The sequence below is a fragment of the Streptococcus sp. W151 genome (genome assembly GCF_053010205.1).
Genome location: NZ_JBRKNT010000006.1, coordinates 68,336 through 93,748, shown reverse-complemented (window position 1 = coordinate 93,748; position 25,413 = coordinate 68,336). Strand labels below are relative to the sequence as shown.

The following is a 25,413-nucleotide window of genomic DNA, read 5'->3' as shown; positions in this document are numbered from 1 at the left end:
ATTTTCTCCTTAATCTTGATCTAGATGGGTTAAATCCAATTCTTGCTTGATCGGCTGTGGTTTCAACTTATGCTGATCTTTATTGTATATTTGGCTGGTCTTTAAGAAATCATAATTGTTTTTCTTTTCAGTAGGTTCTGCCACTTCTGGTTCCCCTGCAGATTCGAACTCTGCAAGGATTAACTGATCTTGTCGCAATCGTTTGCTATATTTTAACAGTTCACCTGGATTTTCCTTTTGGAAAGGTGCTGTTGGCTGACCAGGTTTCCGTTCTGAAATAAACGGTTTTTTCCGCTTACTTGTGGTAGCCACTGGCTCTGTAGTCAGGTAGGGAGCTGTACGTTTCTTTTTCAAATCTTCACGCGCACGCTCTCTAGCTTCCTCTGCATAACGATTGGCAGGACTTTTTTTATCAATCGGTTCTTTAAAATCAGGTTTTCTTACTGGCCGTCTTTTTGGTAGGGGCTCTTCTAATGGTTGATGATAGGGATGCTTGGGTTTGGTATTTTCAGCAATTGGTTGCCATTCCAAATAATTTTTATCTACATAATCGCCTGTAATGTTACTAATCAAGTCTGTTTCATCATACAGGTTCATGTGGGGCATCTCTGTTAACATCAACTCATTATCCCCTACTTGAGGAAAATATTTTTCTGTCATGCTTTCTTCCTTTCGACACTCCTTTAATTATAAACTATTCACAGAATTTTTCAAGCTATTCTGATTGAATTCCAAGAATCTCACGAATTTCCTCAGCAGATAAACTAGATCGTGTTTCCGTTCCATCTAGAATCGTTGAGACTAAGTGTCTTTTAGATGCTTGGAGTTCCTGGATTTTTTCTTCAATCGTTCCACGGGTGATCATGCGGTAAACTTCAACATTTTGTTCCTGACCCATTCGGTGGGCACGGCCAATAGCCTGGTCTTCCACTGCAGGATTCCACCACAAATCGACTAAGATGACGGTATCGGCTCCAGTGAGGTTCAATCCGACTCCTCCGGCCTTCAAAGAAATAAGAAAAGCATGGCGCTCTCCAGCATTAAAGGCATTGGTCATTTCTTGACGATCTTTAGCCGGGGTGGAACCCGTGATTTTAAAGGAAGTCATGCCGAGCTGATCAATCTCTTGCTCTAGGATATCCAACATACCTCTGAATTGGGAGAAAATCAAAACTCGATGGTCACCATCCTTGATTTGACCCAAAAGATCTCGAAGGCTCTCCAATTTCCCACTATCTCCTTGATAGTTTTCCATAAAGAGGGCTGGAGTATCACAGATTTGACGAAGGCGCATGAGACCTGAGAGAATTTCAACCTTACTCCGATTTAATTCTTCCTCACTAGAACTTCGAACCCGATCTTGAATTTGCTTTAATTGGGCTAAATAGATCGTTTTTTGGCTTTCGTCCAGCTCATTGTGATAGGTTGTTTCAATCAAGTCCGGTAATTCTTGGAGCACTTCATCTTTTTTCCGTCTCAGGACAAAAGGTTTGACAAATCGCGCAATGGTCTCAGGACTCAACTTTTGAAATTCTTTTTTAGCTGGAAACAGACCAGGAAGAACAATTTGGAAAATGGACCAAAGCTCTCCCACATGGTTTTCAATCGGTGTCCCAGATAGCGCAAATATATGCGGTACCTCAAATCCACGTAAGTGTTGAGCAATCTTGGTTTGGGCATTTTTCATGACCTGAGCTTCATCTAGAATTAGGTAGTCATATTGATTTTTCTGGTATTCCTCCACATCCTGACGGAAAGAGGCGTAACTCGTAATGACTACCTGAGGATTGGTTGCAATGAGGTCATCACGATGTTGCTTGAGGCCATATACGACTGCCACTTCCATCTGAGGAGCAAATTTTGAAAATTCTTGTTTCCAGTTGTAGATGAGACTAGACGGAGCTAGAATCAAGATTTTAGTTTCTTTTTTTGCAACACTGGTCAAAAAGGAAATGGTCTGCAGGGTTTTCCCAAGCCCCATATCATCCGCTAAAATACCACCAAAACCATAATGATTTAGCATAGAGAACCATTTGACCCCGATCTCTTGATAATCCCTTAGGGTTGCTTGAATTGTCATCTGAGGGAGTTGGTAATCTTCTGGATGGGTCAGATCATGAGCCAAATTTCGAAATTCTTCTGAAAAATGAACATTGTCTTGATCTGCCAACAAATCAGATAGCTGATAAGCAGCAATCCGGCGGGCTTGTAGTTTCCCACCCTTACTCATTTTAGCCCGCAGATCTGCTAAGGCTCGACTGATCTTCTTGGTTTCTTCATCAAAAACAAGGACCTTCCCTGTATGGCTGACAAAATAATCTTCTTGCCCCACAAGAGCTTTGAGGACCTGATCCACTTCAGCTGGATCCACACTTTCAAAGTCAAAACCGATCTCCAGCAAATTGCCATTAGTTTTCACATCAATTTTTGGACGCTCCACTTGATAAAGATCTAAAAGGCTATCAGAGAGGATAACCTCTCCTAAGGCTTCAAAAGTCGGGATCTGTTGGTGAAAGAATGGATAGATTTGCTCACTTGATAACGGACTTCTTTGGGAAGAAAAGTCATCTGTAAACCCTGTTGCTAGCATGGTTGAAAAGACTTCTTGCTCCTTATCAAAATCACTGGAATAAGGAAGATTGAGGAGTTCCTCACGCGTGGTCACCACACGATCCTGGTATTGAAAGACCACGTCCAGTAAAACAGTCTGGTCCTGTGCTAGATCAAAATGAAATTCCGGAGTGAAATCGTGGATTAAAAAGCTGGTCGGAGCTGTAATTTGTCCCAGTTTTTTGAACTCTTTTAAACTATAGGAAAGTTTGGTCTGATCCGTTGGATCAAAATGCAGGCGTTTTTTGCGATCCTGATCCATTGGCAAATCTTGAATCGCCCTCCATAAGATCCGCTGTTGGGGCGTCAGGTGATAGAAGATACCATTTCGAAACAGATAAGTAGCAGACTCTACAACCTTGACTTGTGGCTCCGTAATAATCAATTCGTAAAAATCATCATGGTCTTCCACCTGAAAATGAAAGAGATCTTCCTCCCCATGGACATCCTGAAAATGGACTTCTGAAAAGTCATATAAGCTATATTGCAGGAGAAAAGAGTCCAAATTCATTAGTAATTCCACAGCTTCTTCAAAAAGAGTCGGTGGAAAATAGAGATGGCGACCAGCATTAGGAAAGAAATCTTGCTCTTTCGATCCCCCATCTGTGACTAGGCCCTGTAGGAAATCGATCACATCCTGGCTAGCACCATCAAATTCTAAGTAAGAAATAGGTTCATAGTAACTTTTGCCAATTGCAAAATGGCCTTCTTTCTGAAGGGTCTGCAAAAAAGCCAGCACATCTCTGATCACATAAGAGCGCTCGTCTGGCAAGCGACGAATGCGAAGGGTCCACAAGAATTGACCAGAGTATTCATCCTCCTGTCCGACTGCTGATAAGACATAGCGAGTTTCTTTCTTTTCGATTTTTGGAAGGACCTGATCTAAAAACAAACTTCCAAAAGAAACCTTTTCCTGAGTTTCCTCTGTCGCACTGGCATCTTCTTCAAGACTTGCAAGAGCAGCTTTCCCACTGTCATCATTCTTCAAAAAAGCTTCTACAGCTGCCAGATGCGTACAGAATTTTTTCTTTTGAAAGAAAGCACAGCTACAAAAAACGGCATCGTCGTCCAAACTGTACCGCAAGCTTTCTTCTTCCACTCGAAAATACAGGTATTTTTCTTTTACTTCCTGAAGGGAAACTTTCCCAGCTTCATAGAGAAGGCTCCCTTGTGAACGAACCTTCCCAGGAATTAATTTTGCCATGTTTACCACCTTAGATTAATCCCTTTATTATACCATATTTAAGCAAAATTTAGAAAAAACAGTCATCATCTTGAAAGGATTTTAGCCCGTTTTTGATAGAAAAACTGAGACAGCATTGTCCCAGTTTTTCACCTGATTTCGTAACAGTCTCAGCTCAAACAGCTATCCCTAATACCTATCTGTTAACTGTTTGATCGAATAGCTAAACAAAGGGAATAGTAAAATCCCGATTGCTCATAGAGAAAAGAAAAAACACGACCTTATTTTTTAATAAAATCCCCAGCAATAGGATCAAGAGCTCCAAGCTTACGATCGAACCGAGAAACAAGAGATACAGATAGATTTTAAATAATAAGTACAAAACCCTAAAGCTCTCATGATGTTCCTGAGTTTACTCTACTCATCCTTAAAAAAAGCATAAGGAATAAAGAATATCCGGACTATGATACTATGCATCTAACTATTCTCCACTTCATTTTATCAGCTTATCAAAAAAGCAACGCCTATGCGCTACTTTTAGTTGTTTTCATAGTTGGAAGAATGAGCATTTTATTAATTGAAATATCCTTCTCCACTTTGATCCATTTGTCTTGTATTCCCTACTTCCGTTTTCGCGCAATCAAATGGATTGGAGTGCCTTCAAAAACAAAGGCCTTGCGAATTTGGTTCTCCAAGAAACGGAGGTAAGAGAAGTGCATCAGTTCTTCTTCGTTAACAAAGACCACAAAAGTTGGTGGCTTGGTTGCCACTTGGGTCGCATAGAAAATCTTGAGGCGTTTTCCTTTGTCGGTCGGCGTTGGATTAATGGCAATCGCATCCATAATCACATCGTTCAAGACAGCTGAAGGAATACGCGTATTTTGACTCTCGCTAATCTGCTTGATCATCTCTGGCAACTTGTGCAAACGTTGTTTGGTAAGAGCAGACACAAAGACAATTGGTGCATAAGAAAGGTATTGGAATTGATCACGAATGTCATCTTCCCACTGCTTCATTGTATGGTTGTCTTTTTCAATGGTATCCCATTTGTTAACAACAATGATCATACCTTTACCAGCTTCATGAGCAAAGCCAGCGATCCGCTTATCATACTCCCGAATCCCTTCTTCGGCATTAATGACCATCAAAACCACATCTGAACGGTCGATGGCACGCATGGCACGCATAACAGAATATTTCTCAGTGTTTTCATATATTTTACCAGACTTGCGCATACCAGCTGTATCGATCATGGTAAATTCTTGGCCATCTGCATCGGTAAAATGGGTATCAATGGCATCCCGTGTGGTTCCAGCTACTGGGCTAGCAATCACACGATCTTCTCCAAGGATGGCATTGATCAAGCTTGATTTCCCAACATTTGGACGACCAATCAAGCTAAACTTGATGATGTCAGGGTTTTCTTCTTCTGTTTCATTGGGGAGATTTTCGATGATGGCATCGAGCACATCCCCAGTTCCGATCCCGTGGACAGAGGATACCGGTAGTGGCTCACCCAGTCCTAAGGCATAAAAGTCGTAGATATCATTGCGCATCTCTGGGTTATCTACCTTGTTGACAGCCAGAATCACTGGTTTATGGGTCTTATACAAGATACGGGTGACATATTCATCGGCATCGGTGATCCCTTCTTTGCCAGAAACGACAAAGACGATGACATCTGCTTCGTCCATGGCAATTTCTGCCTGATGCTTGATTTGCTCCATAAATGGGGCATCTACGTCATCAATTCCCCCTGTATCAATGATACTAAATTTTCGATTCAACCACTCAGCTGTTGCATAAATGCGGTCACGAGTGACTCCTTCTACATCCTCAACGATGGAAATCCGCTCACCGGCAATCCGGTTAAAGAGCGTCGATTTTCCAACATTGGGACGGCCTACAATCGCAATAGTTGGTAGGGCCATGATTTCCTCTTTTCTAAAGATAGGCGAGACCTCGTTTCAAGAAGGTCTCTCTTCACTTCTATAATAGTTTGTGTTTTTCTAGTAGTTTTTTGGTTTTTTCTTGTTCAGGTTGCCCAAATTGAGCTGCAAGGCGCTCGCTCCAGCTGTCCGTTACACGCGCTCCAGCATAATCTGCCTGTACCTTGTCATAGGCAGTCACAACTGATAAGTCTTGTTCTTGGTATTCTTCTTCAAAAGCAACCTGCTCCAAGGGTAAGCGTGGTTTCACCGCATGCTGCTGATTGGGTACTCCAAGGGCAATCCCAAAAACAGGGTAGGTATAGTCTGGCAGACGGAAGAGTTTTGCAACTTCCTCTGAACAGTAGCGCAACATGCCAATAATGACTCCACCATAGCCGAGACTTTCAGCTGCCAATAGCGTATTTTGAGCTGCTAGAGCTGCATCCACTGAAGTGATCAACAAATTATCCACACCTTCCGGATGAAAATCCTTCTCATGAAGTTTGACAGCTTTTTCAGCACGGTTTAAATCCCCAACAAAGAGGAGAAATACGGCTGATTGGCGAATCGCTTCTTGAGGAAGCAAGTCATAGAGAGCTTCTTTCTTTTCCTTGCTCTTCACCACAATCACAGAATAAGATTGAAAGTTTTTCCAACTTGATGCCATCTGCCCAGCTGATAAGATTTCCTTGAGGTCAGCTTCTTTGATAGCTTCTTCCTTAAACCGGCGAACAGAAAAATGAGCATTCATTAAACGGATCGTTTCATTCATCGGCGATTGACTCCTTCCAAATGGATTTCCTTAGCTAAAAATTTCACGCGCTCCATGACACGTTTGGCCTGCCAGGTTTCATCACCATTGCGCGACGTTGCAAAATGGCGTTCCAACTCTTCAAAATTAAAGTTAGAGGTAAAGAAGGTCGGAAGATTTTCCTGCATCCGGTGCTGCAAAATCACTTGTAAGATTTCGTCTCGCACCCAGGCTGACATCTGTTCCGCACCGATGTCATCGAGAATTAAAATTTCGGCTTTTTTCACCTGATCTACGGTTTCTTTGACCAAGCCCGAACTGATGGCATTTTTGACATCGATAGCAAAACTTGGGAAATGTAGTAGAGTGGTAGAGGCCTGGCGTTTTTCTGATAAATCATGAGCCAGAGCTGCCATCATGTAGCTCTTTCCTACTCCAAAATCACCATAGAGGTAAATTCCCTTTTGATACTCGGGATAGTTGGCTACAAAATTAGCTAATTCCTCAAAGGCCACAAATCGTCCCTTATCATCGAGCTCTACCTTGGCTAGACTCGCTTCTTTCAAAGTTGAAGGGAGATTGATCAAGTTGAGACGTTGGTTGATCGCAGCACGTTTTTGAGCTTCGATTAACTCTGGTGTCTCCTCATAAGCGACATCCGCATATCCTTCATTCATGGTGAGGATGGGCTTATAACCTTTGGCAATATAATCCGGATCTCCCAATAAGAAACGGTTGCGCTCACTGATGTATTGATTAAATTTTGAAATACTACGACGAATTTCTTGCTCAGACAAAGACCGGTCTTTGATAAAGGCAGCGACTTCTTGGTCTGCCAAGATCTGTGCGACCAAATCCTCATAGTTAAATTGACGCGCACGATTCATGTGAGACATGGTTTGACCTACACTTTCCATCTACTCACCTCCTTGATTCAGTTTTTCTAACAGGCGCTGTTTCTCTTTAGCGAGATCCACCTTTTCTTTTTGACTGGTTTGATTTTGATAATGTGGTTGACTCCACTTGGGAACATTGTTTTGCTTGCCCTTGGCTGATGTAGGACTCGTCCCCTTGTTTCCTTGAACCTTAGCCTGTTTCTGGCGGTCTCGAACTTTTAAAATCGCCAGTTCCGCACTGTTGACTCCTTGATAAGAAAAATCATTTCCTACCTTCAAAGCATACTTTTCATTCAGATTAGCAGACTGGGTCTTGTTAAAGGTCAACAATAAGATAATATTGATCACCTCATCTAGTAAGCCTAGATCAGCTAACTTAGATAGAGTCTTGCGTTCGCTCTGCGTAATGGTCGCATTGCGAACCTTTTTAATCTCCGCTAAAAATTGTAAGCTGGATTTTGCCTTAGCTTCTCTCAGAATAGTTTCTTCCTGACGGCTATAAGACACGCGGGGTTGCTCTTGGCTAGCCTGAGCCAATTTTTGCTTCATTCTCTTCGGAGAAATGGTCCGTTCTACAGCTGTTTCTTTTGCTAGGAGATAGGTTTCATACCAGGTCCATTGTTGCTCTTCTGCGATGGCAAAGAGGGCCAGAGTCGCTTCTCCTTCATCCGCAAAACGAAGTCCATCACGCCCCATCATCCGTTTAAACATTTCCATATCAAACTGCTGTTTTTTACTGGCAACAACAGTCACCTCACCAGCATCTAGTCCAAAGACTTGAGAGAAGGATACTTGCCGTCTAGTCCCTAAAGAGCGCGCTGGAAGCAGATCCTCCACGGCCTTTTCCCCAATTTTCTTTTCAAGTAAGCGTTTAAAAACAGCATTTGAAAAAAATTGTTCTGCCTCAAGAGGAGCATGTAACTGAATGGTAATCCCAACTTCTTCCTCAAAGAGATCGAGCAAACCCATAGCAATTAAACGATCAAAGGCTAGTAGCAACTGTGGAAATCCTATATTCAAATGATTGAGGATTTGCGCCAGTAAATATTGTTTTTCGCCCTGATCATAAGAGGCGAGCAGATACCGATAAACCGCTACCGTATCCGTCTCCAAAATAGGCAGGTAATACTGCTCCAATGCAGCCCCTGCCGGTGGAAGAAGATTATTTTTTAAAAATGCAAAAGGCGTATTGGGCTTCATCTATTTTTCCTTTTTCTTCTTGGTTCCCTTCGTGATTTGTTTCAAGAGGGTCTCTAATTCACCGACATCCTTGAAACTCCGGTAAACACTAGCAAAACGGACATAGGTGATCTCATCCAGATCTGCCAACTCATCCATGACCAAAGAACCAATATACTCACTGTTGATTTCATTATCACTTTGGCTGCGAACCTTTTGCTCGATCCGATTCACAATTTCTTCGATTTCATCACTAGAAACAGGCCGTTTTTGAGCCGAGCGGATAATGCCATTAAAGATTTTATCACGAGAAAATTGCTCGCGTGTCCCATCCTTTTTGACAACTACTAGAGTCCGTTCTTCTACACGTTCGTAGGTAGTAAAGCGATAATGGCATTCTTCGCATTCCCTGCGACGACGGATGGTATTCCCATCTTCAGCTTGTCGACTATCCACCACACTAGACTTACTTCCACCACATTTTGGACAACGCATTTGCTACCTCCTTAAACTGTTTTAACACTTCATTTTACCATAAATTGAATCGTAAAGAAAGCAGAAGAACAGGAGAATCCCCTATGCCTGCTCCTCTTTGATCCATAAAAAAGAGTCGAAGGACGATTTGAATAAAATCGTTTTCCTTTCGACTCTCCGTTTATATTAAAGTGATAATTCAGCTTCTAAGCCATAGTGGTCACTGACATGGGGTCTATTTTCCCCATCAAAGATGACACAAAGACACTGGATGTCCCATTCCGGACTTGCAAAGACGTAATCAATCCGCAATGGAATTTGATTGTCCGTCCAGCCATCAATTCCAGGACCTACAGTATAGGTACCCTTTGTTTCTTTAGCTTCAATAAAGCTATCTTGAAGTTCAAGTGAACTTGATAGAATCGTTTCATAGCCTTCTTGACCAGCAGGATTATTGAAATCACCCGCTAGAATAAAGGGTTTACCTACTTGGCTGAAGTACTTCTCAATGCGTGGCCACTCAAATTGGAAGCCTTTGTCCCACCAAGAAAGATGGACACTGGCAACAGCAATCTCTTTTCCATCGACACTGGTATGGGCAACGGCCACCCGACGCGTATGGTAGTCCGTTGGATCATCCATATTGGAGACCAATATCTCATCCGACTTCAAAGGTTGACGCGAAAGAACGGCTACCCCCTCATTGAGTTGATCATAGCCAATATGGTTGTAAGCCCAAGTCCAGTAATAATGAAGACCTTGAGCAGCCAACTCCTCAACCAATACGCGAACAAAGTGATCCTTGTGAATGGCTACAGCTGATGGCAAAGCTTGATAATACTCATCCGTTTTGACTGCTTCTGAGGCCATTTCTTGATTGACCTCTTGGAAACAGATCACATCATATTGTGCTTCTAAAATTTGCTCCTTGAGGGTCTCAAATTTTTGCTGGGCATTCTCTTCCATCCAACTATGGGAATTTAATGTTAAAAATTTCATCCCCTGATTTCTCCTTCTTTTCAAATCAAGAAACGGCAAGAGGCCGGGTACACTGCCCCAACCTCGTTTTCTTTGCCGATATCTCTTATAATTCTACTGTTGCAACTGGAGCATTTGCAGCCAATTTACCAGTATGTTCGATCTTAACTGATTTAATCGCATCTGCATTTGTGAAGACAACAATAGTTGATGTTTCACGACCTGCTTCACGGATCGCATCAAGGTCTGCTTCTACCAAGAGGTCTCCAGCAGCCACTGTTTGGCCTTCAGTAACTTTAACCTCAAATGGTTTTCCTTCAAGACTAACTGTATCTAGACCGATATGAACCAAGACTTCCAAACCATTATCGGTTACCAAACCAAGGGCATGTTTGGTTGGGAAGACGCTGGTCACTTTACCAGCAATTGGTGAAACGATGTGGCCATTTTCAGGCTCAACCGCAAATCCGTCACCCATCATTTTTTGTGAGAAGACTGGATCTTTCACATCTTCGATGTTAATCACTTTACCATCTGCAACGGAATGCACTTCATCCGTCACACCTTTAAAGGTTGCTTCAGCTTTTTGAACTGCTGTCATTTGGCTAGGAAGTGTTTCAGGAATGACTTCACCTGAATCAAGAACGTCTTGGATATCAGATTTTAATACGTCAGCTTTAGGTCCGTAGATTGCTTGGACACCTTGTCCTTTCATGACAAGACCCATAGCGCCTTCTGCTTTCCATTGTTCTTCAGTACCGACTTTTTCAGCATCTTTAACAGTTACACGAAGACGAGTCATACATGCATCAACATCTACGATATTCGCACGTCCACCAAGAAGGTTGATGATGTTAATCACTTGTGAGCTTGCTGAGCTTGTAGCAGCTCCAGCTGTTGCACCATCTCCTGAAGGGGCATCATCATTTTGTTCGTAGTTTCCATTACGTCCTGGAGTCGCATAATTGAATTTCTTAATCATGAAGTTGGCAATGAAGTACATGATAAATCCAAAGAGGACTGTTACCCATACAAAGTTAAAGATATCTAGTGCCAAACCAGCGTTGATAGCCATTGGAGTACGTGTCAAGAATTCGATTGAACCGAATGAGTGAACACGAAGGTGAACCAAGTCAGCCATTGCAAAGGCAGCACCTTGAACAAAGGCGTAGATCAAGTACAATGGTGTTGCAATGAACATGAACATGTATTCAATTGGTTCTGTAACACCTGTCAAGAAGGTTGCAAGAGCAGTTGCAACAAGCATCCCTTTGTATTTTTCTTTTTTATCTGGGTCCACATTGCGGTAGATAGCCACCACAACCCCCATCAAGATACCAAATGATCCGATCATTTGACCAACTTTGAAACGAGCTGGTACGTATGCTTTAAGCAAGTGTTGATACTGACTAGGATCTGCTTTCTTCAAGTTAACAAGGTCTGTTACCCAAGCTAACCAAAGTGGATCTTGTCCAAATACTGTTGTTCCTTTGGCAGCACCTGTAAGTACTTGGTAGCTACCACCCAATTGAGTATAGTTGATTGGAATGGTCAACATGTGGTGAAGACCAAACGGCAAGAGAAGACGTTCCAAGGTACCGTACAAGAATGGTGCCAATACTGGAGCAGTGGATTGGGAGTTGGCGATCCAAACACCAAATCCATTAATTCCTGATTGAACTACTGGCCACAAGGCTGCCAAAACCAAGGCTGCAAGAGCTGAACGGACGATAACAACGAATGGTACAAAGCGTTTCCCATTGAAGAAAGAAAGGGCTTCTGGGAGTTTACGGTAGTTGTAGTATTTATTGAAGGCTGTTGCTCCAACAAAACCTGAGATAATCCCTACAAATACCCCCATATTCAGAGCTGGTGCTTCAAGAACACTGATAAAGTAGTCCGCAACTTTAATCGATCCACCTAAGATCGTGTGAACGGTAGCATCCTTATCAGCCAACATTGCAGATGTAACTCCAAACACTGCACCTGTAATACGGTTAATCAAGATGAAAGAGAGACCAGCCGCAAAGGCACCCCCAGCACGCTCTTTGGCCCAGCTACCACCGATAGCGAGCGCAAACAGGATGTGAAGGTTACCGATAACCGCCCAACCGATTTGTTCGAGAACCCCACCTGTAATAACAAGTGGAGATAAATTCGGGTTGATCATAGGGATTGATTTCCCGATTGAAATCATCAACCCAGCAGCTGGCATTACAGCGATAACGACCATCAAGGCCTTACCGAACTTTTGCCAGAATTCAAAGCTAAATAAACTTTTGAATGATCCTTTATTCATCATTCAACCTCCTTATATTGCTTAAGGCTTTGTTTTCGAGAAAACGTTTGCGCTTAATATGATTCTAGTATACCATATTTTAAAAATTTGTAAAGCCTTACATTCATTTTTTTCTCCAAATTTTATCTTTTTTTATCTTTTTTAAGCCAAATCCTTTTCAAAACCCATCCTTTTTGAACGCAAACGTTTCCCTTGAACATAAAAACATTCGAACCCTTTAAGGATTCGAATGTTTCATTCTAGTTCGTCTTGCATGGCATAGCCAATCCCACGAACGGTCTTAATATAGCTTTTTTGAGCCGGAAGATCAATTTTCCCACGAAGATAACGGATATAGACGTCGACAATATTGGTCTCCCCCTTATTCTCGTACTTCCAAACACTCTCTAGCAATTGCTCACGAGTCACCACTCCCTGACTTCCCATCAGAGTCGCTAGGAGGTCGTACTCTCTGCGGGTCAAACTAATCATATCCTTCCCACGATAGACGGTATGGTGTTCCACATCAATGCGCAGATTGCGGTATGAGGTTGGAATTTTCATCTGGCTACAATGTTGGTCAATATAATCACGTCCTCTAAAAATAGCTGTGATCTTATCTACCAAATCGCTGATAATAAAAGGTTTGACCATATAGGAAACAGCAAAGCGCTCAATACTCTTTTCGTGTTCGGCAATTTTTTCGCGACTATCCAAAACAATCAAAACAGAAGCTGGGCGAATCTGACTGATTTCCTCTGCGAATCTTTCACCAGACATATCTGACAAATCGTAATTAAACAAGATCAGATCATATTTAGTCGCAGCAATCAACGCCAGACCCGCTTTTCCATCTTCGACCACATCAACTTGATACCCCTCTTTTTGAAGTTCCAAATCAATGAAGCGAGCGATTTGCTTCTCATTTTCTACTAGTAGAACTCGTTTGACCATAGAACAAGATTATTTTTCGTCGTACCAAGAATAGTGGAAGGTACCCTCTTTGTCCTTACGTTGGTATGTGTGGGCACCAAAGTAATCACGTTGTGCTTGGATCAAGTTTGCTGGAAGATCCGCTGAACGGTAGCTATCAAAGTAAGTGATGGCAGCTGAGAAGGTTGGTACTGGTACACCTGCTTGAACAGCAAGAGCTACGATATCACGAACTGATTGTTGGTACTTAGCAGTGACGTCCAAGAAGTACTCATCCAAAAGAAGGTTAGCCAGATCTGCATCACGGTTGTATGCATCAGTGATCTTTTGCAAGAAACGAGAACGGATGATACAGCCATCGCGCCAGATAGATGCGATGTCTGCAAATGGCAAGTTCCAATTGTTTTCTTTAGAAGCGACACGCAATTGGGCAAAACCTTGTGCGTATGAGATGATTTTTGAGAAGTAAAGGGCTTGACGGATTTTTTCAATCAATTCAGCCTTATCTCCTTCAAATTTGAAGGCAGCAGGTTTTGGAAGCACCTTGCTAGCGTGTACACGTTCTTCTTTATATGTAGAGATGTAACGAGCAAATACTGACTCAGTAATGAGTGACAATGGCACACCAAGGTCAAGAGCTGATTGGCTCGTCCATTTACCAGTTCCCTTGTTTCCTGCAGCATCCAAGATGTAGTCTACGATAGGTCCATCTTGACCTTCGTCGTCTTTGCGTCCAAGGATATCCGCAGTGATTTCGATCAAGTAGCTGTCCAGTTCACCCTTGTTCCATTCAGTGAAGATTTCAGCCATGTCTTCTGCAGAAAGTCCAAGCAAGTGTTGCATGAGGTCATAGCTTTCTGCGATCAATTGCATATCGCCATACTCGATCCCGTTGTGGACCATTTTCACATAGTGACCAGCTCCATCAGGACCGATGTAAGTGACACATGGTTTTCCATCTTCTGGTGCTTTTGCAGAGATTTCTTCAAGAACATCTGCTACCAATTCATAGGCTTCTTTTTGTCCACCAGGCATGATAGAAGGACCTTCAAGGGCACCTTTTTCACCACCAGAAACCCCTGTACCGATAAAGTTGATACCAGAGTTTGCCAACTCTTCGTTCCGACGGATGGTATCTTTGTAGAAAGTATTTCCTCCGTCAATCAAGATATCGCCTTTATCCAAATGTGGAAGAAGGGCTTGGATGGTTGCATCTGTACCAGGTCCTGCTTGAACCATGAGCATGATACGGCGTGGTTTTTCGATAGAGTTTACGAAGCTTTCGATATCATAGCTTGGCACAAAGTTCTTATCAGGATGGCAAGCAACAACATCTTCTGTTTTTTCTTTACTACGGTTATAAATGGCAACTGTATAGCCACGAGATTCAATATTAAGGGCAAGGTTACGACCCATTACGGCCATACCAACAACACCAAAGTTTGCTTTAGTCATGTGACACTCCTCTTTATAGTTTGCCTATATTCTACCATTTTTTGACATCAAATGAAAGTAGAAAATAGCTTCCCACTTCTCCAAGAGAGAGAAGCTCCTGCAAATCATTTGATCTTAAAAACAAAAGTGCCCGAGAAACAGTTCTCAGGCACTTCCTTATGAATGGCATTAATCTTCTTTTGAAGCTAATTCATCCGCTTCAATGACCGGTTGTTCTCCTTCTTTAAGTTTATTGACCGTCATATTGACCCCAAGAGCTCCTGCTAGTAATTGACGGATATCAAATCCAGCTCCTTGAGAGACTTGATCGATACTTTGCATGATATCACCCACCATCTTAGAGGCGTTTCCTTCACCATACATGGTGATCTTATCCACCCTGGTCAATGGCTCAGCGACAGCACGCGCAATTTCAGGCAACTTATCAACGACCATTTCAGTAATGGCTGCTTCTTGCATTTTCTTCATCGCTTCTGCCTTTTGGTCCAAACCTTTGGCTTCGGCTTCTAGTTTCAAGCGAATGGCTTCAGCTTCTGCACGACCTTTGGCTTCGATGGCTTCTGCCTCTTGCAATTGGGCAAATTTCTCTGCTTCGGCTTGAGCTTTCCGAGCTTCCGCTTCTTTTTGTGTTTCGAAAAGTTCAGCTTCCGCCTTGCGTTGGCGTTCGATCAATTCTGCTTCGGCTGCTTGTTGACGAGCATACTTTTCAGCTTCGGCTTGCTTACGGATGTTGGCATCCAATTCTTGCTCACGAACCTTAACTTCGCGTTCCTTAACTTCCGCTTCTTTCTCTTGTTTCATGATGTTGGCTTCAGCTGCCACGCGCTCTTGTTCACGACGTTGCACTTCTGCCTCAATCCCTTTCGCAGCATCTGCCTTGGCTTGAGCAATATCTGCTTCTTGCTTGAGGGCTGCTTGTTTGAGTTTCAACTCATTTTGTTTTTGCGCGATTTCAAGGTCGGCTGCGACGCGTTTGTCGTTGGCTAGCTTATCTTGTTCCGCTTCTACTTCTTTGCGCTCGCGTTCTGCTTTGGCTTTGGCAATCAAGGCATCCTTCTTGATGGTTTCAACATTTTCGATACCAAGGTTATCAATGACTCCCCCTTCATCAGAGAAAGATTGAACCGTAAAGGCGATGACTTCCAGACCCATTTTAGCCAAGTCTGGCGCTACGTTGTCTTGCACCTTTGAGGCAAACTCTTGACGGTCATTGACCATCTTACGGAGCTCCATCTGACCGATCACTTCCCGCAAGTTTCCTTCCAAGACATCTTGGACAGAATTGGAAATATCTGTCGTATTCCAGTTCAAGAAGTTCTCTGCAGCACGGGCAATCATCTCATCGGTTGTACCGATTTTTAATTTAACAGCTGCATCGGCACGGACGTTAATGAAGTCCAGTGTTGGGACTGCTTCAGATGTCCGAACATCTGTCGAGAATTGCTCAATATCAAGATAAGAGCGTTGTTCGACAAAGGGAATCATAAAACCAGCTTTCCCGCGTAAGTGGCGTTGCTTCCGAAGACCTGTAATAACAACAACTTCGTTTGGTTTAGCGTTCACGTAGCCTTTTACAAGCAAAACTACAATAATGACAGCAACAATGAGACCTGTTATCAACCAGCCTGGAATAAATAATGTATCCATACTTTTCTCCTTTTTTCAGAGGTCTCCCCTCTGTTATTTATAAATCCTAGTATATCAAAAGAAGTCTTTTCCTCAAAGAATAGACCTGTATTTATGTTTAGATTTTTAATATGTCATCCCTAGCCTATTCTTCCTCAAATAAACCTTGGAGACCAGCAAAAGGACTATTTTCTTCTTTCTTAACCGCTTGAGCTTCTTGGTACTCTTCTTCTGTCATGATTTTCCAATCATTGCCCTCGATAAAGCCGTGTCCGGCCTCTTCTTCTGGCGTCAATACCTTGAGAGGAATAGTAAGCAGGATATTATCTGCCACACTCTCACTCAGGTCAATCTTGCCCCCTTCGATGGGAAGGATCAAATCCTCTTCTAAGGCTTCGATATCTGCATCAGACTCTACATCCTCAGCGAACACCTCTGTCACAGGATAACTTTCTTTGATCTCAACAGGCTCCATGCTTCGGCTGGATGCCAGAACGATGGTATAGGTCAATTGGTAATCCAAGACATAAAGACCTGTATCATAGGCTACTCGGCCTGTCGCTGTCACATCCTTTAAATCAAGAATTTCTGGATTGCGCTTTTGCAGATCCTTTAGCAAATCCAACTCTTGATCAAAAGCCAGTCCTTCAGGATTTTTACGGATTTCTTGTGTATATAAGTTCATTCTTTTGCCCTCACATCTTCTAGATACTACTAGTATATCATGAAGCGGTCCCTTCAACCAAGAAGTCTCCTCAAAAATTTGTTATAATCATGAAAAAGATACAGAGAACTAGACCTATTGGTTTTGTACACCAGGGTCCCACAATCTCTTAGACAAATGCTAAGGCATTGGTCCTTGTATAGATAGAGGAGAAGGCATGAAAGAAATTGGAGCAGTTTTTCGACAAATACGGGAAAGTCGCCATCTTTCATTAGAAGAAGCTACAGGCGGGGAATTTTCGCGCTCTATGCTATCTCGATTTGAAAGAGGAGAAAATGACCTGACGACGCAACGTTTTTTCCTGGCCTTACAACAAGTTAAAACCAGTCTCAGCGAGTTTTCCCATCTTGCAGGGATCGATCAGCACTCCTTTATCCCCAAATTGTTGAAAGAGCACTATGAAAACATGAGCTTGGAACATGATCAAGCCTTGTACCAAAGCTACCAGCTAGCTTATCAGAAAAATCACAAAAAAGAAGACTTCTTAGCCAGCATTATTCTCAAGGCCCAAATGCTTGGCAACTATCCCGAGGTAGAGTTGGCTGCTAACCAAGAGGAACTAGATTTCCTCTATGACTACCTCTTCTCTGTCATGGTCTGGGGAAATTTTGAATTAAGCTTATTTTCACTAACCTCTCCACTTTTTTCCAGTCAACTCTATCGACAGTACACAGAGGAATTGGTCCAACGGGAGGACTTCAAGCTTCTCCTAGACTCTTCTCTTCCTGCCCTCAACTCTATTTTTCTCAATGGCTTTTTCCTGGCCATCAGTTCAAATGAATTTGAAGATGCATCTTATTTTGATCAGTTGATCAAGGACCACTTTTACTCCGAAAACGAAGCCTACCTTCGGACGGTTTATCTCTATGCCAAAGGGGAATTCCTTTATCGAAAGGGAGAAAAAGAAACTGGTCTTGAAAAGATGGAACAGGCCATCCAGGTCCTCTCTATTCTGGATTGTAAGGTCAGTGCCAACTACTACAAACAGGGCATGCAGGAACTCATCAAGGAATCCTGAAAAACTCACAGAATAGATTTGTGGGTTTTTGTTGAAAATATGCAACATGTTGTTTTCTCTTGTTTTGGAGGTCTATAATAGGATCATCAAGAAAAGAAAGAGGTCCAGTATGATAACCAAACTAAAGAATCGTCTCCTTCATTATTTCCTTAAACAGACTAGTTTTTATTTTAAAGAGGAAAAATTAGAACTGACAGAAGAGGAGAAACTGTTTCTTCTCAAGCAGGTGGTGCAACATTTAAGAAAAGTTATTGTTTGTGCTAAACAGAAGGAGGAAAGCTTATGAAACTCTTATTTCGCAATCCCATCTTTGCCTTACTCAGTCTTTCACGTTTTTTGAATACCATTGGTGCTGCAATATACAACCTTGTCTTTGTGGTCTTTGCGACTAGCATGCCCCATCCAAGCCTCGCAGTTGGGATCGCCAATCTCATTGTTTTTATCCCAAGTCTTTTCACCATTTTCATTGGAATGAAGGCCGATCACACCGCTAAAAAAGCTGACTGGCTGATCCGAATGGGCTTTCTGCAAGCTATTCTTTTCGTCATCATTGCACTGATGACCAAGATTCCAGGTTACCTGGCCTTTTCGATCGTTTGCTTCTTAAATATTGTGTCAGATTGTTTCAGTGATTATCGCGGGGGCTTGCAGCTTCCCATTATGCAGAAGAACATCCCTAGCGAGGATCTGATGGAAGCCTATTCCTTTAATCAACTGCTTAGTATGGTCTGCTCGATTTCTGGACAAGCTCTAGGAGTTTGGCTTCTAGCCATCAGCCATCAAAATTTTGCTCTAGTCGCTTCGATCAATGCCCTGACATTTCTCCTTTCTTCCACTTGTCTTTTCATCCGACGAAGTCAACTGACCCACGAACCTATCCAAGTAGGTTCTAGTAAGAACGTTTCTTTCCTTCAAGAATGTCGAGACATGTATCGCAATGTCACCACTATCTTTGCAGATGAAGAGGTTCACAACTTTGGAAAACTTCTCCTATCCTTAGTTTTTATCAATGCTTTGGGCGGATCCATTTCTGGGATTTACAATTTGCAACTGCTTCACTCCCCCTTCTTTCATTTGAGCTTTAGCCAATCTCTTTTGATTTTAGAAGCTATAACAATCTTAAGCATGGTCTGGGCTAGCCTGACGCCCCATGACTATTTTTCCAAGCAATCGCTCCATCATATCCTACTGTGGATCGCAGGCGGCCTGACCATGCTTGGTCTCACAAATATTTTGGTACACTGGGATATCTTTTGCCTTCTACTCATCACTTTCCTCGGTTATCTGGTTGCAAAAATAAACCCAAAAGTTTCCAGTCTTTTAATGAGCAAACTACCAGCTGAAAAATTAGCCTCTACCTCTAGCTTTTTGGGACTGTTGGTCAGCTTTGCTATGCCACTCGGAACAGCCCTTTTCTCTAGCCTAGCTATCTGGAGCCTCTCTCTAGCTTGGGGAATCTTTGCCATCCTTGGTTTCGCTACCGTCCTCTTATCAAGCAAATAAAGAGGCTGGGACAAAAGTCCTAGCCTCTCAATTGTCTTTAGATTGTCGAGCAAGACGCAGTGGTTGAGTGGGCTCTACTACGCTGATTTCATCAGCTTTTACAGCCCTACTCAACTGTGCGGAGGTGGAACGACGAAATCGAATTCTAACGAATGACCGATTTCTGTCCCCCTCTCACTTTACATGTTTCTTAGTCTTTCCACCCGCTCTGCAATCGGTGGGTGGGTATAAAAGAGCTTTTGAAAGCCTGATTCTTTTTTTGGATCGTTGATGAAGAGAGCGCTACTAGCACTATCGACTTCTCGTTGCATGGGCGCACTTTGATCCAGTTTCAAAAGAGCATTGATCATTCCTTGAGGATTCCGTGTCAATTCGACACTGGAAGCATCCGCTAGGAACTCCCTTTGACGAGAAATGGCTAACTGTACCAAGGTCGCCGCTAATGGAGCTAATACGATGGCAATCAAGGAAAGAATCAGAATAATAATTTCTAAACCACTGCCTCCTTCTCGATCATCATCCCGTCTACGGCCACCGCCCCACCACATCATCCGGCCACCAATGCTTGATAGCATCGTGATGGCACTAGCTAAGGCCACTGCAATAGTAGAGATGCGGATATCGTAATTGCGAATATGGCTAACTTCGTGTCCAATAACTCCCTCCAATTCCTCTCGATTCATCACAGCTAGAAGACCTGTCGTTGCTGCAACAGCCGCATTTTGAGGATTTGACCCTGTCGCAAATGCATTCATGGATGGATCGTCTACAATATAGACACGAGGCATAGGAATCTGAGCCACCATGGCCATGTCTTGGACAACATGGTAAAGTTGAGGAGCTTGATCTTCTGTCACCTCGCGTGCACCATTCATTCGCATCACAACTTCCGTTGATTGAAAAATCATGCTAAAGGCATAGATGCCACCAATAATCAAAGCAAGGATGACACCACCAAGCGAGGAGCCTAACCAGAGGTAGCCGACGGCTGCTCCGATGAGGGCCAAGAGTATGAAAAAAGCAATAAGGAGAATCCAGGTTCTCCTTTTATTGCTTGCAATTTGGTCAAACAGCATATTAGTCTCCTAATCCGCTAAAGTCCACCTTTGGTACTGCTTTTTCTTCTTCAGGCACTTGAAGGAATTCGGCTTGTTTGAAGCCAAACATTCCAGCAATCACGTTTGTTGGGAAAGTTTCCAATTTCACATTGTAGTTGCTTGTCACACTGTTGTACAATTGACGAGCATAAGAAATTTTATTTTCTGTATTGGTCAATTCTTCTTGCAATTGCATGAAGTTGGTGTTAGCCTTCAAATCTGGGTAGTTTTCAGCAACCGCAAAGATGCCTGCAACTTGACGTGAAAGAGCATCACTGGCTGCCATTGCTTCTGCAGGTGAAGATGCTTGAGCTACTTGTTGGCGAAGTTGAGTGACCTTAGCAAGTGTATCTCCTTCGTACTTAGCATACCCTTTAACCGTTTCGATCAAGTTTGGAATCAAGTCATTCCGACGTTTCAATTGTACATCGATTTGACTCCAAGCTTCGCGAGTTTGCATCCGACTTTTCACTAAACCGTTGTAAACTCCTACTACCATCAACACAAGGACCACAAGGATCCCAAGAATAATCCAAATCATTTTATTGAATTCCTTTCATTTCTTTCTACCAGTATATCAAATTTCTCTTATTTTGTGGTAAAATTATCTTATGAAACCAGAAGAATTTTATACCCATTTAGCCGACCTCGGCTTCCCATTAACTGATCGCCAAAAAGAACAATACGAACGCTATTTTGAGTTATTAGTTGAGTGGAACGAAAAGATCAACCTCACCGCTATCACCGAAAAAGACGAGGTCTATCTCAAGCATTTCTATGATTCAATCGCCCCCATCTTGCAGGGATTGATCGAAAACCAACCCATCCGTCTTTTGGATATCGGAGCTGGCGCCGGATTTCCCAGCCTTCCAATGAAAATCCTTTTCCCTGAGTTGGATGTGACCATCATTGATTCCCTCAATAAGCGGATCAACTTTCTCCACCTACTAGCTGAAGAGTTAGGCTTGAGCGGGGTTCATTTCTACCATGGACGAGCTGAAGACTTTGCGCAAGACAAGGCCTTTCGTGCCCAATTTGATATCGTAACTGCTCGTGCTGTTGCCCGCATGCAGGTCCTCTCTGAACTGACCATTCCTTATTTGAAAGTAGGGGGGCGCCTCCTCGCACTTAAAGCTAGCAATGCTCCAGAAGAGTTGGAGGAAGCCAAAAACGCCCTGAACCTGCTATTTAGCAAGGTTGAAGACAATCTACAGTATGAATTGCCAAATGGAGATCCACGCTATATCACTGTTGTAGAAAAGAAAAAAGAAACCCCCAATAAATACCCAAGAAAAGCAGGCATGCCCAATAAGCGGCCTTTGTAATAAGATACAAAGGGCCAAGCGGACAAAGTCAAAAAAGGAGTAGGATAAGTTCCCTACTCCTTTTTTATTTTGGTTTCAATTCTGTTCGCAGGGCTTCTTGCTGCTCTTTTGTCAGATGAACGCCCTTACTTGCAACAATCTGGCTAGAGACTATGTTGGCAAACCTTAAGGCTTGCGCGATATCTAAACCTTCTAAACGAGCGGATATAAAAGCTCCGACATGGCTATCCCCAGCACCTACTGTATCAACGACTTCTGCTGGGAAACCGTCCGCCTCATACCAGTTGCCATCATAGGCAACCGCTCCTTTTTCCCCCAAGGTGACAATGACTAATTGCCCCGTTCTCTGATACAAACGTTCGATGGCTGGCTGGATCTCTCTACACCCAGAAAAAGCCAGTGCTTCAGCCTCATTAACATGGAGAATCGGATGCAGATCATAAATTGCTTCCAGTCGATCTTTGGGAATCATGAGTCCGCGTGGTCCTGGTGCGAAAATCACCTGGCCTTCTAATTGCGAAACAGACTGCACCAATGCAAGACCGGTTGGCTCCTCGACTTCAAGGCCACACAAGTAGATGTAATCAAACGGATCTGTCTCGATCTCTTTTAGCCACTCTGCTCGGAAGCTATACTCCACTCCGTGATCTGATAAGAAGGTCCTCTCACCATCAGACTCTACAAAGCAATAACAGCACCCATTGGCCCCATCTAATGAGATGGAGGAGGAAATTCCCAATTGTTTTAGCTCTCTCCGAATAAAATCACCATACATCCCAGAACCAACAGGCGAGACAAACTGGTAGGGTTGCGACAAAAAATGAAGAATATTGACGACATTAAATGCACAACCTCCCACAGACCATTGTTGGTGATCAATATGGGCATCTCCTTCACGACTCGGCAAACGATCCAAGTAAATCATCACATCACAAACTGTAGAACCAATAATTAACGCAGCTGTCATCTTTTTCTCCTTACTTTGCCTTCTATTATACCAGAGGAAACATAAAAAACAACCAATGCCTTGTGGATTGGTTGTTTCTCTTTTTAGTCACGATAAACAGGTTGAGGGCCAAAGGTTTGGGAAACCGGCATGATTTCAATCCGGTTAACGTTGACATGCTTGGGCTGTTGAATAAGCCAAGACACCGTGTTGGCTATATCTTCAGGCTGAATGGCATGGGCATCTCGATAGAGAGCTTCTACTCGTTTTTCATCTCCTTTAAAGCGAACCGTCGAGAATTCAGTCCCTTCACAGAGACCGGGTTCAATATTACTGACACGAATCTTCTTCCCTGCTAGGTCAGCGCGCAGATTTAATGAGAACTGTTTAACGAAGGCCTTGGAAGCACCATAGACATTAGCTCCTGGATAGGGCACTGTTCCAGCAGTTGACCCCATATTGATGACATAACCGTCATTTCTTTCCACCATCTGGGGGAGGATTTGCCGAGTCAAATAGGTCAGACCGATAATGTTGGTCTGAATCATGGTCAACCAATCTACGATCTCTGCTTCATGAGCTGGAGCGAGGCCTAGGGCCAAGCCAGCATTATTCACCAAGACATCAATTCTCTCCCAAGCTTTTGGCAAACTAGCAAGTGCATGATCTACCTGAGAAGGTTCCGTCACGTCCATTTGCAGTGGGAAAAAGGCTGTGCCTAACTCCTCTTGAAGAGCTGTCAATTTATCTAAGCGTCTAGCTGCACCAATCACCCGATGCCCATCGGCAACTAAGCGACGACAGATGGCTTGTCCAAAACCGGCTGATGCTCCCGTTACTAAAATCGTCTCTGACATATTCTTACCTCCAAGGATTATAGAAGCGACCTTGGTTTACCCAAATCAAGACGATACTTAAGACTACCATAAAGATTGACCCCAGGATAATCAAGTGATCACGAGTCGTCATCTCCTGATAGGTGTACCAGGTTCGTTTTTTATTTTTTCCAAAGCGTCGCAATTCCATCGCCGTAGAAATCGTTTCAATTCGCTCTAGAGAACTAAAAATTAAGGGAGAAATCATCTGAAGATTTCCCTTCACCCGCTGGACAAAGTTGGCTTTTTTGGACAACTCCAATCCTCTTGCTTCTTGGGAGAGCTTGATAATCTGGTATTCCTCTTGCACATCTGGAATATAGCGCAGGGTCAAGCTGACTGAATAAGCAATCTTGTAGGACACCCCTATCTGATTGAGACTCGAAGCAAATTGACTAGGATGGGTGGTCATCAGGAAAATAAGAGCCAAAGGAATGGTACAGACATATTTCAAAGTAAGGTTGAAAAGATAAAACAACTCTTGAGCTGTAATGCTATAAGCTCCTAAACCATCTAGAAGAACTGTTTTTGCTCCATAGATTTCTACCCCATATTGTGGGGCAAAAAGATAGACCATCAAGACATTGAGAAGGGCAAAAGCTAAGGCAAAACTAAGAACAAAAGAGATGTCTTTCAAACGAATGCCTGAGGTTGCAAATAAGGCGAGGGCACCCAAACCAATGACCAATAACAAGCGAGTATCGTAACTCAACATGGCAGCTAATGATACCAACAATAAGAAAAGAAGCTTGCTAGCGCCTGAAAGGCGATGCAGAAAGCTGGTTCCGGCATGGTAGCCGACTAAGCGATTATTCATGACCTTCTCCCTTCTGATTCATATAAAACTGGGTCAAGGCAAGAGGATCGACACCAAGTCGATTTGCCAAGGCGAAAATAGACGTTTCTTTCAAATTAGCCCGTATCAAAATTTCTGGTTGGGTCAAGAGCTCTGCCGGTGTCAAATCAGCCAAAACCTGCCCATCCATAACCACGACTGCTCGGTCGGAATAATCTAGCATGAGCTGCATATCGTGGGTAATCATGACAATGGTATGCCCCTTTTGCTGGAGTTCATCAAGGAAATCCATAATTTCTGTATAGTTTCGTTGATCCTGGCCTGCCGTCGGTTCATCCAGTACCAAAACCTCAGGCCCCAATACTAAAATCGAAGCGATGGTCACCCGCTTTTTCTGGCCATAGGATAGAGCAGAAATTGGCCACTTACGAAATTCGTAGAGCCCACAGGTTTTCAAGGCTTGATGGACACGATTTTCAATCTGGTCCTCTGGGACATTTCTCAAGCGAAGACCGAGAGCTACCTCATCAAACACCATGGTCGATGAAATCATCTGGTTAGGATTTTGCAGGACATAACCTACTCTCTCTGCTCGCTCCTTGACACTATCACCCTTGATATCCTCTCCCTTTGAGAAATAGGTTCCTTCCGTCTGGATGAAGCCACAAATCGCCTTAGCAAGGGTAGATTTTCCAGCCCCATTTTTACCAACAATCGCTAGCCGTTGGCCTTTTGGAACGGTTAAAGAAAGATCTTTAAGAATAGGCTGGCTTTCTCGATAGGCAAAGTTCAAATGACCAAGCTCTAAAATTGCTTCTGCCTCTGCACCTTTTTC

Annotated in this window: 22 protein-coding genes and 1 pseudogene; 4 read left to right on the top strand and 19 right to left on the bottom strand. The window is 43.0% G+C overall.

The window, feature by feature from the left end; all coding sequences use genetic code 11:
• Positions 1–9: 9 nt before the first annotated feature.
• The 13 genes from ACVC7Q_RS08865 to ACVC7Q_RS08805 form a co-directional block, all read right to left on the bottom strand.
• Entirely contained in the window at positions 10–660 is a 651-nt protein-coding gene (locus tag ACVC7Q_RS08865; protein WP_447265594.1) for a cystathionine gamma-synthase, read from the bottom strand.
• 55 nt (positions 661–715) lie between these two features.
• The gene (locus ACVC7Q_RS08860; protein ID WP_447265593.1) at positions 716–3,814 is read right to left on the bottom strand and encodes an SNF2-related protein; all 3,099 of its coding nucleotides are present in this window, start codon (positions 3,812–3,814) and stop codon (positions 716–718) included.
• 599 nt (positions 3,815–4,413) lie between these two features.
• Entirely contained in the window at positions 4,414–5,724 is a 1,311-nt protein-coding gene (gene der / locus ACVC7Q_RS08855; RefSeq protein WP_003005632.1) for a ribosome biogenesis GTPase Der, read from the bottom strand.
• Positions 5,725–5,782: 58 nt separating this feature from the next.
• On the bottom strand, positions 5,783–6,496 hold the full coding sequence (locus ACVC7Q_RS08850) for a nitroreductase family protein (protein ID WP_447265592.1): 714 nt from the start codon (positions 6,494–6,496) through the stop codon (positions 5,783–5,785).
• The gene (gene dnaI / locus ACVC7Q_RS08845) at positions 6,493–7,392 is read right to left on the bottom strand and encodes a primosomal protein DnaI (protein WP_447265591.1); all 900 of its coding nucleotides are present in this window, start codon (positions 7,390–7,392) and stop codon (positions 6,493–6,495) included. Before dnaI ends, ACVC7Q_RS08850 begins: the two co-directional genes overlap by 4 nt.
• Positions 7,393–8,571 (bottom strand): DNA helicase, encoded by a 1,179-nt coding sequence (locus ACVC7Q_RS08840; protein WP_447265590.1) that lies wholly within the window; start codon positions 8,569–8,571, stop codon positions 7,393–7,395. It lies immediately after the preceding gene.
• Entirely contained in the window at positions 8,572–9,045 is a 474-nt protein-coding gene (gene nrdR, locus ACVC7Q_RS08835) for a transcriptional regulator NrdR (protein WP_003005476.1), read from the bottom strand.
• A gap of 165 nt (positions 9,046–9,210) precedes the next feature.
• Entirely contained in the window at positions 9,211–10,023 is an 813-nt protein-coding gene (locus ACVC7Q_RS08830; RefSeq protein ID WP_447265589.1) for an endonuclease/exonuclease/phosphatase family protein, read from the bottom strand.
• 85 nt (positions 10,024–10,108) lie between these two features.
• Positions 10,109–12,304 (bottom strand): PTS transporter subunit IIBC, encoded by a 2,196-nt coding sequence (locus ACVC7Q_RS08825; protein ID WP_447265588.1) that lies wholly within the window; start codon positions 12,302–12,304, stop codon positions 10,109–10,111.
• 231 nt (positions 12,305–12,535) lie between these two features.
• Positions 12,536–13,234 carry a response regulator transcription factor gene (locus ACVC7Q_RS08820; protein WP_447265587.1) on the bottom strand — a complete coding sequence of 233 codons (699 nt, stop codon included), beginning with the start codon at positions 13,232–13,234 and terminating at the stop codon, positions 12,536–12,538.
• 9 nt (positions 13,235–13,243) lie between these two features.
• Positions 13,244–14,668, bottom strand: a complete 1,425-nt coding sequence (gene gndA / locus ACVC7Q_RS08815; RefSeq protein WP_414268439.1) for an NADP-dependent phosphogluconate dehydrogenase — start codon at positions 14,666–14,668, stop codon at positions 13,244–13,246.
• A 168-nt stretch (positions 14,669–14,836) separates the two neighbouring features.
• Positions 14,837–16,315 (bottom strand): SPFH domain-containing protein, encoded by a 1,479-nt coding sequence (locus ACVC7Q_RS08810; RefSeq protein ID WP_447265586.1) that lies wholly within the window; start codon positions 16,313–16,315, stop codon positions 14,837–14,839.
• A gap of 124 nt (positions 16,316–16,439) precedes the next feature.
• The gene (locus ACVC7Q_RS08805) at positions 16,440–16,979 is read right to left on the bottom strand and encodes a YceD family protein (RefSeq protein ID WP_447265585.1); all 540 of its coding nucleotides are present in this window, start codon (positions 16,977–16,979) and stop codon (positions 16,440–16,442) included.
• A 196-nt stretch (positions 16,980–17,175) separates the two neighbouring features.
• On the opposite strand from ACVC7Q_RS08805, the gene ACVC7Q_RS08800 reads away from it, so the two are divergent.
• The 3 genes from ACVC7Q_RS08800 to ACVC7Q_RS08790 all read left to right on the top strand — a co-directional run bounded on the left by ACVC7Q_RS08800 (position 17,176) and on the right by ACVC7Q_RS08790 (position 19,539).
• Positions 17,176–18,036, top strand: coding sequence for an Rgg family transcriptional regulator (locus ACVC7Q_RS08800; RefSeq protein ID WP_447265584.1), 861 nt, complete (start codon positions 17,176–17,178; stop codon positions 18,034–18,036).
• A 109-nt stretch (positions 18,037–18,145) separates the two neighbouring features.
• Positions 18,146–18,322 (top strand): hypothetical protein, encoded by a 177-nt coding sequence (locus tag ACVC7Q_RS08795; RefSeq protein ID WP_447265583.1) that lies wholly within the window; start codon positions 18,146–18,148, stop codon positions 18,320–18,322.
• Positions 18,319–19,539, top strand: a complete 1,221-nt coding sequence (locus ACVC7Q_RS08790) for a transporter (protein WP_447265582.1) — start codon at positions 18,319–18,321, stop codon at positions 19,537–19,539. The genes ACVC7Q_RS08795 and ACVC7Q_RS08790 overlap by 4 nt, the downstream gene beginning before the upstream one ends.
• A gap of 179 nt (positions 19,540–19,718) precedes the next feature.
• Here ACVC7Q_RS08790 and htpX read toward each other — a convergent pair whose 3' ends face one another.
• The gene (gene htpX, locus ACVC7Q_RS08785) at positions 19,719–20,615 is read right to left on the bottom strand and encodes a zinc metalloprotease HtpX (protein ID WP_447265581.1); all 897 of its coding nucleotides are present in this window, start codon (positions 20,613–20,615) and stop codon (positions 19,719–19,721) included.
• A 1-nt stretch (position 20,616) separates the two neighbouring features.
• Positions 20,617–21,177, bottom strand: coding sequence for a LemA family protein (locus tag ACVC7Q_RS08780; RefSeq protein WP_061564262.1), 561 nt, complete (start codon positions 21,175–21,177; stop codon positions 20,617–20,619).
• Positions 21,178–21,247: 70 nt separating this feature from the next.
• Between ACVC7Q_RS08780 and rsmG the strand changes: the two genes are divergently transcribed.
• Positions 21,248–21,961: a 16S rRNA (guanine(527)-N(7))-methyltransferase RsmG gene (rsmG, locus tag ACVC7Q_RS08775; RefSeq protein WP_447265580.1), complete on the top strand. Its 714-nt coding sequence runs from the start codon at positions 21,248–21,250 to the stop codon at positions 21,959–21,961.
• Between the two features lie 64 nt (positions 21,962–22,025).
• Here rsmG and ACVC7Q_RS08770 read toward each other — a convergent pair whose 3' ends face one another.
• The 4 genes and pseudogenes from ACVC7Q_RS08770 to ACVC7Q_RS08755 form a co-directional block, all read right to left on the bottom strand.
• Positions 22,026–22,928 (bottom strand): carbohydrate kinase family protein, encoded by a 903-nt coding sequence (locus ACVC7Q_RS08770; protein ID WP_447265579.1) that lies wholly within the window; start codon positions 22,926–22,928, stop codon positions 22,026–22,028.
• 83 nt (positions 22,929–23,011) lie between these two features.
• Positions 23,012–23,764, bottom strand: coding sequence for an SDR family oxidoreductase (locus ACVC7Q_RS08765; RefSeq protein ID WP_447265578.1), 753 nt, complete (start codon positions 23,762–23,764; stop codon positions 23,012–23,014).
• A gap of 4 nt (positions 23,765–23,768) precedes the next feature.
• Complete coding sequence (locus ACVC7Q_RS08760) at positions 23,769–24,599, bottom strand: energy-coupling factor transporter transmembrane component T family protein (RefSeq protein ID WP_447265577.1); 831 nt, start codon at positions 24,597–24,599, stop codon at positions 23,769–23,771.
• A pseudogene (locus ACVC7Q_RS08755) lies at positions 24,592–25,395 on the bottom strand (energy-coupling factor ABC transporter ATP-binding protein); the annotation flags it as partial. The pseudogene ACVC7Q_RS08755 and the gene ACVC7Q_RS08760, both read right to left, overlap by 8 nt.
• Positions 25,396–25,413: the final 18 nt, after the last annotated feature.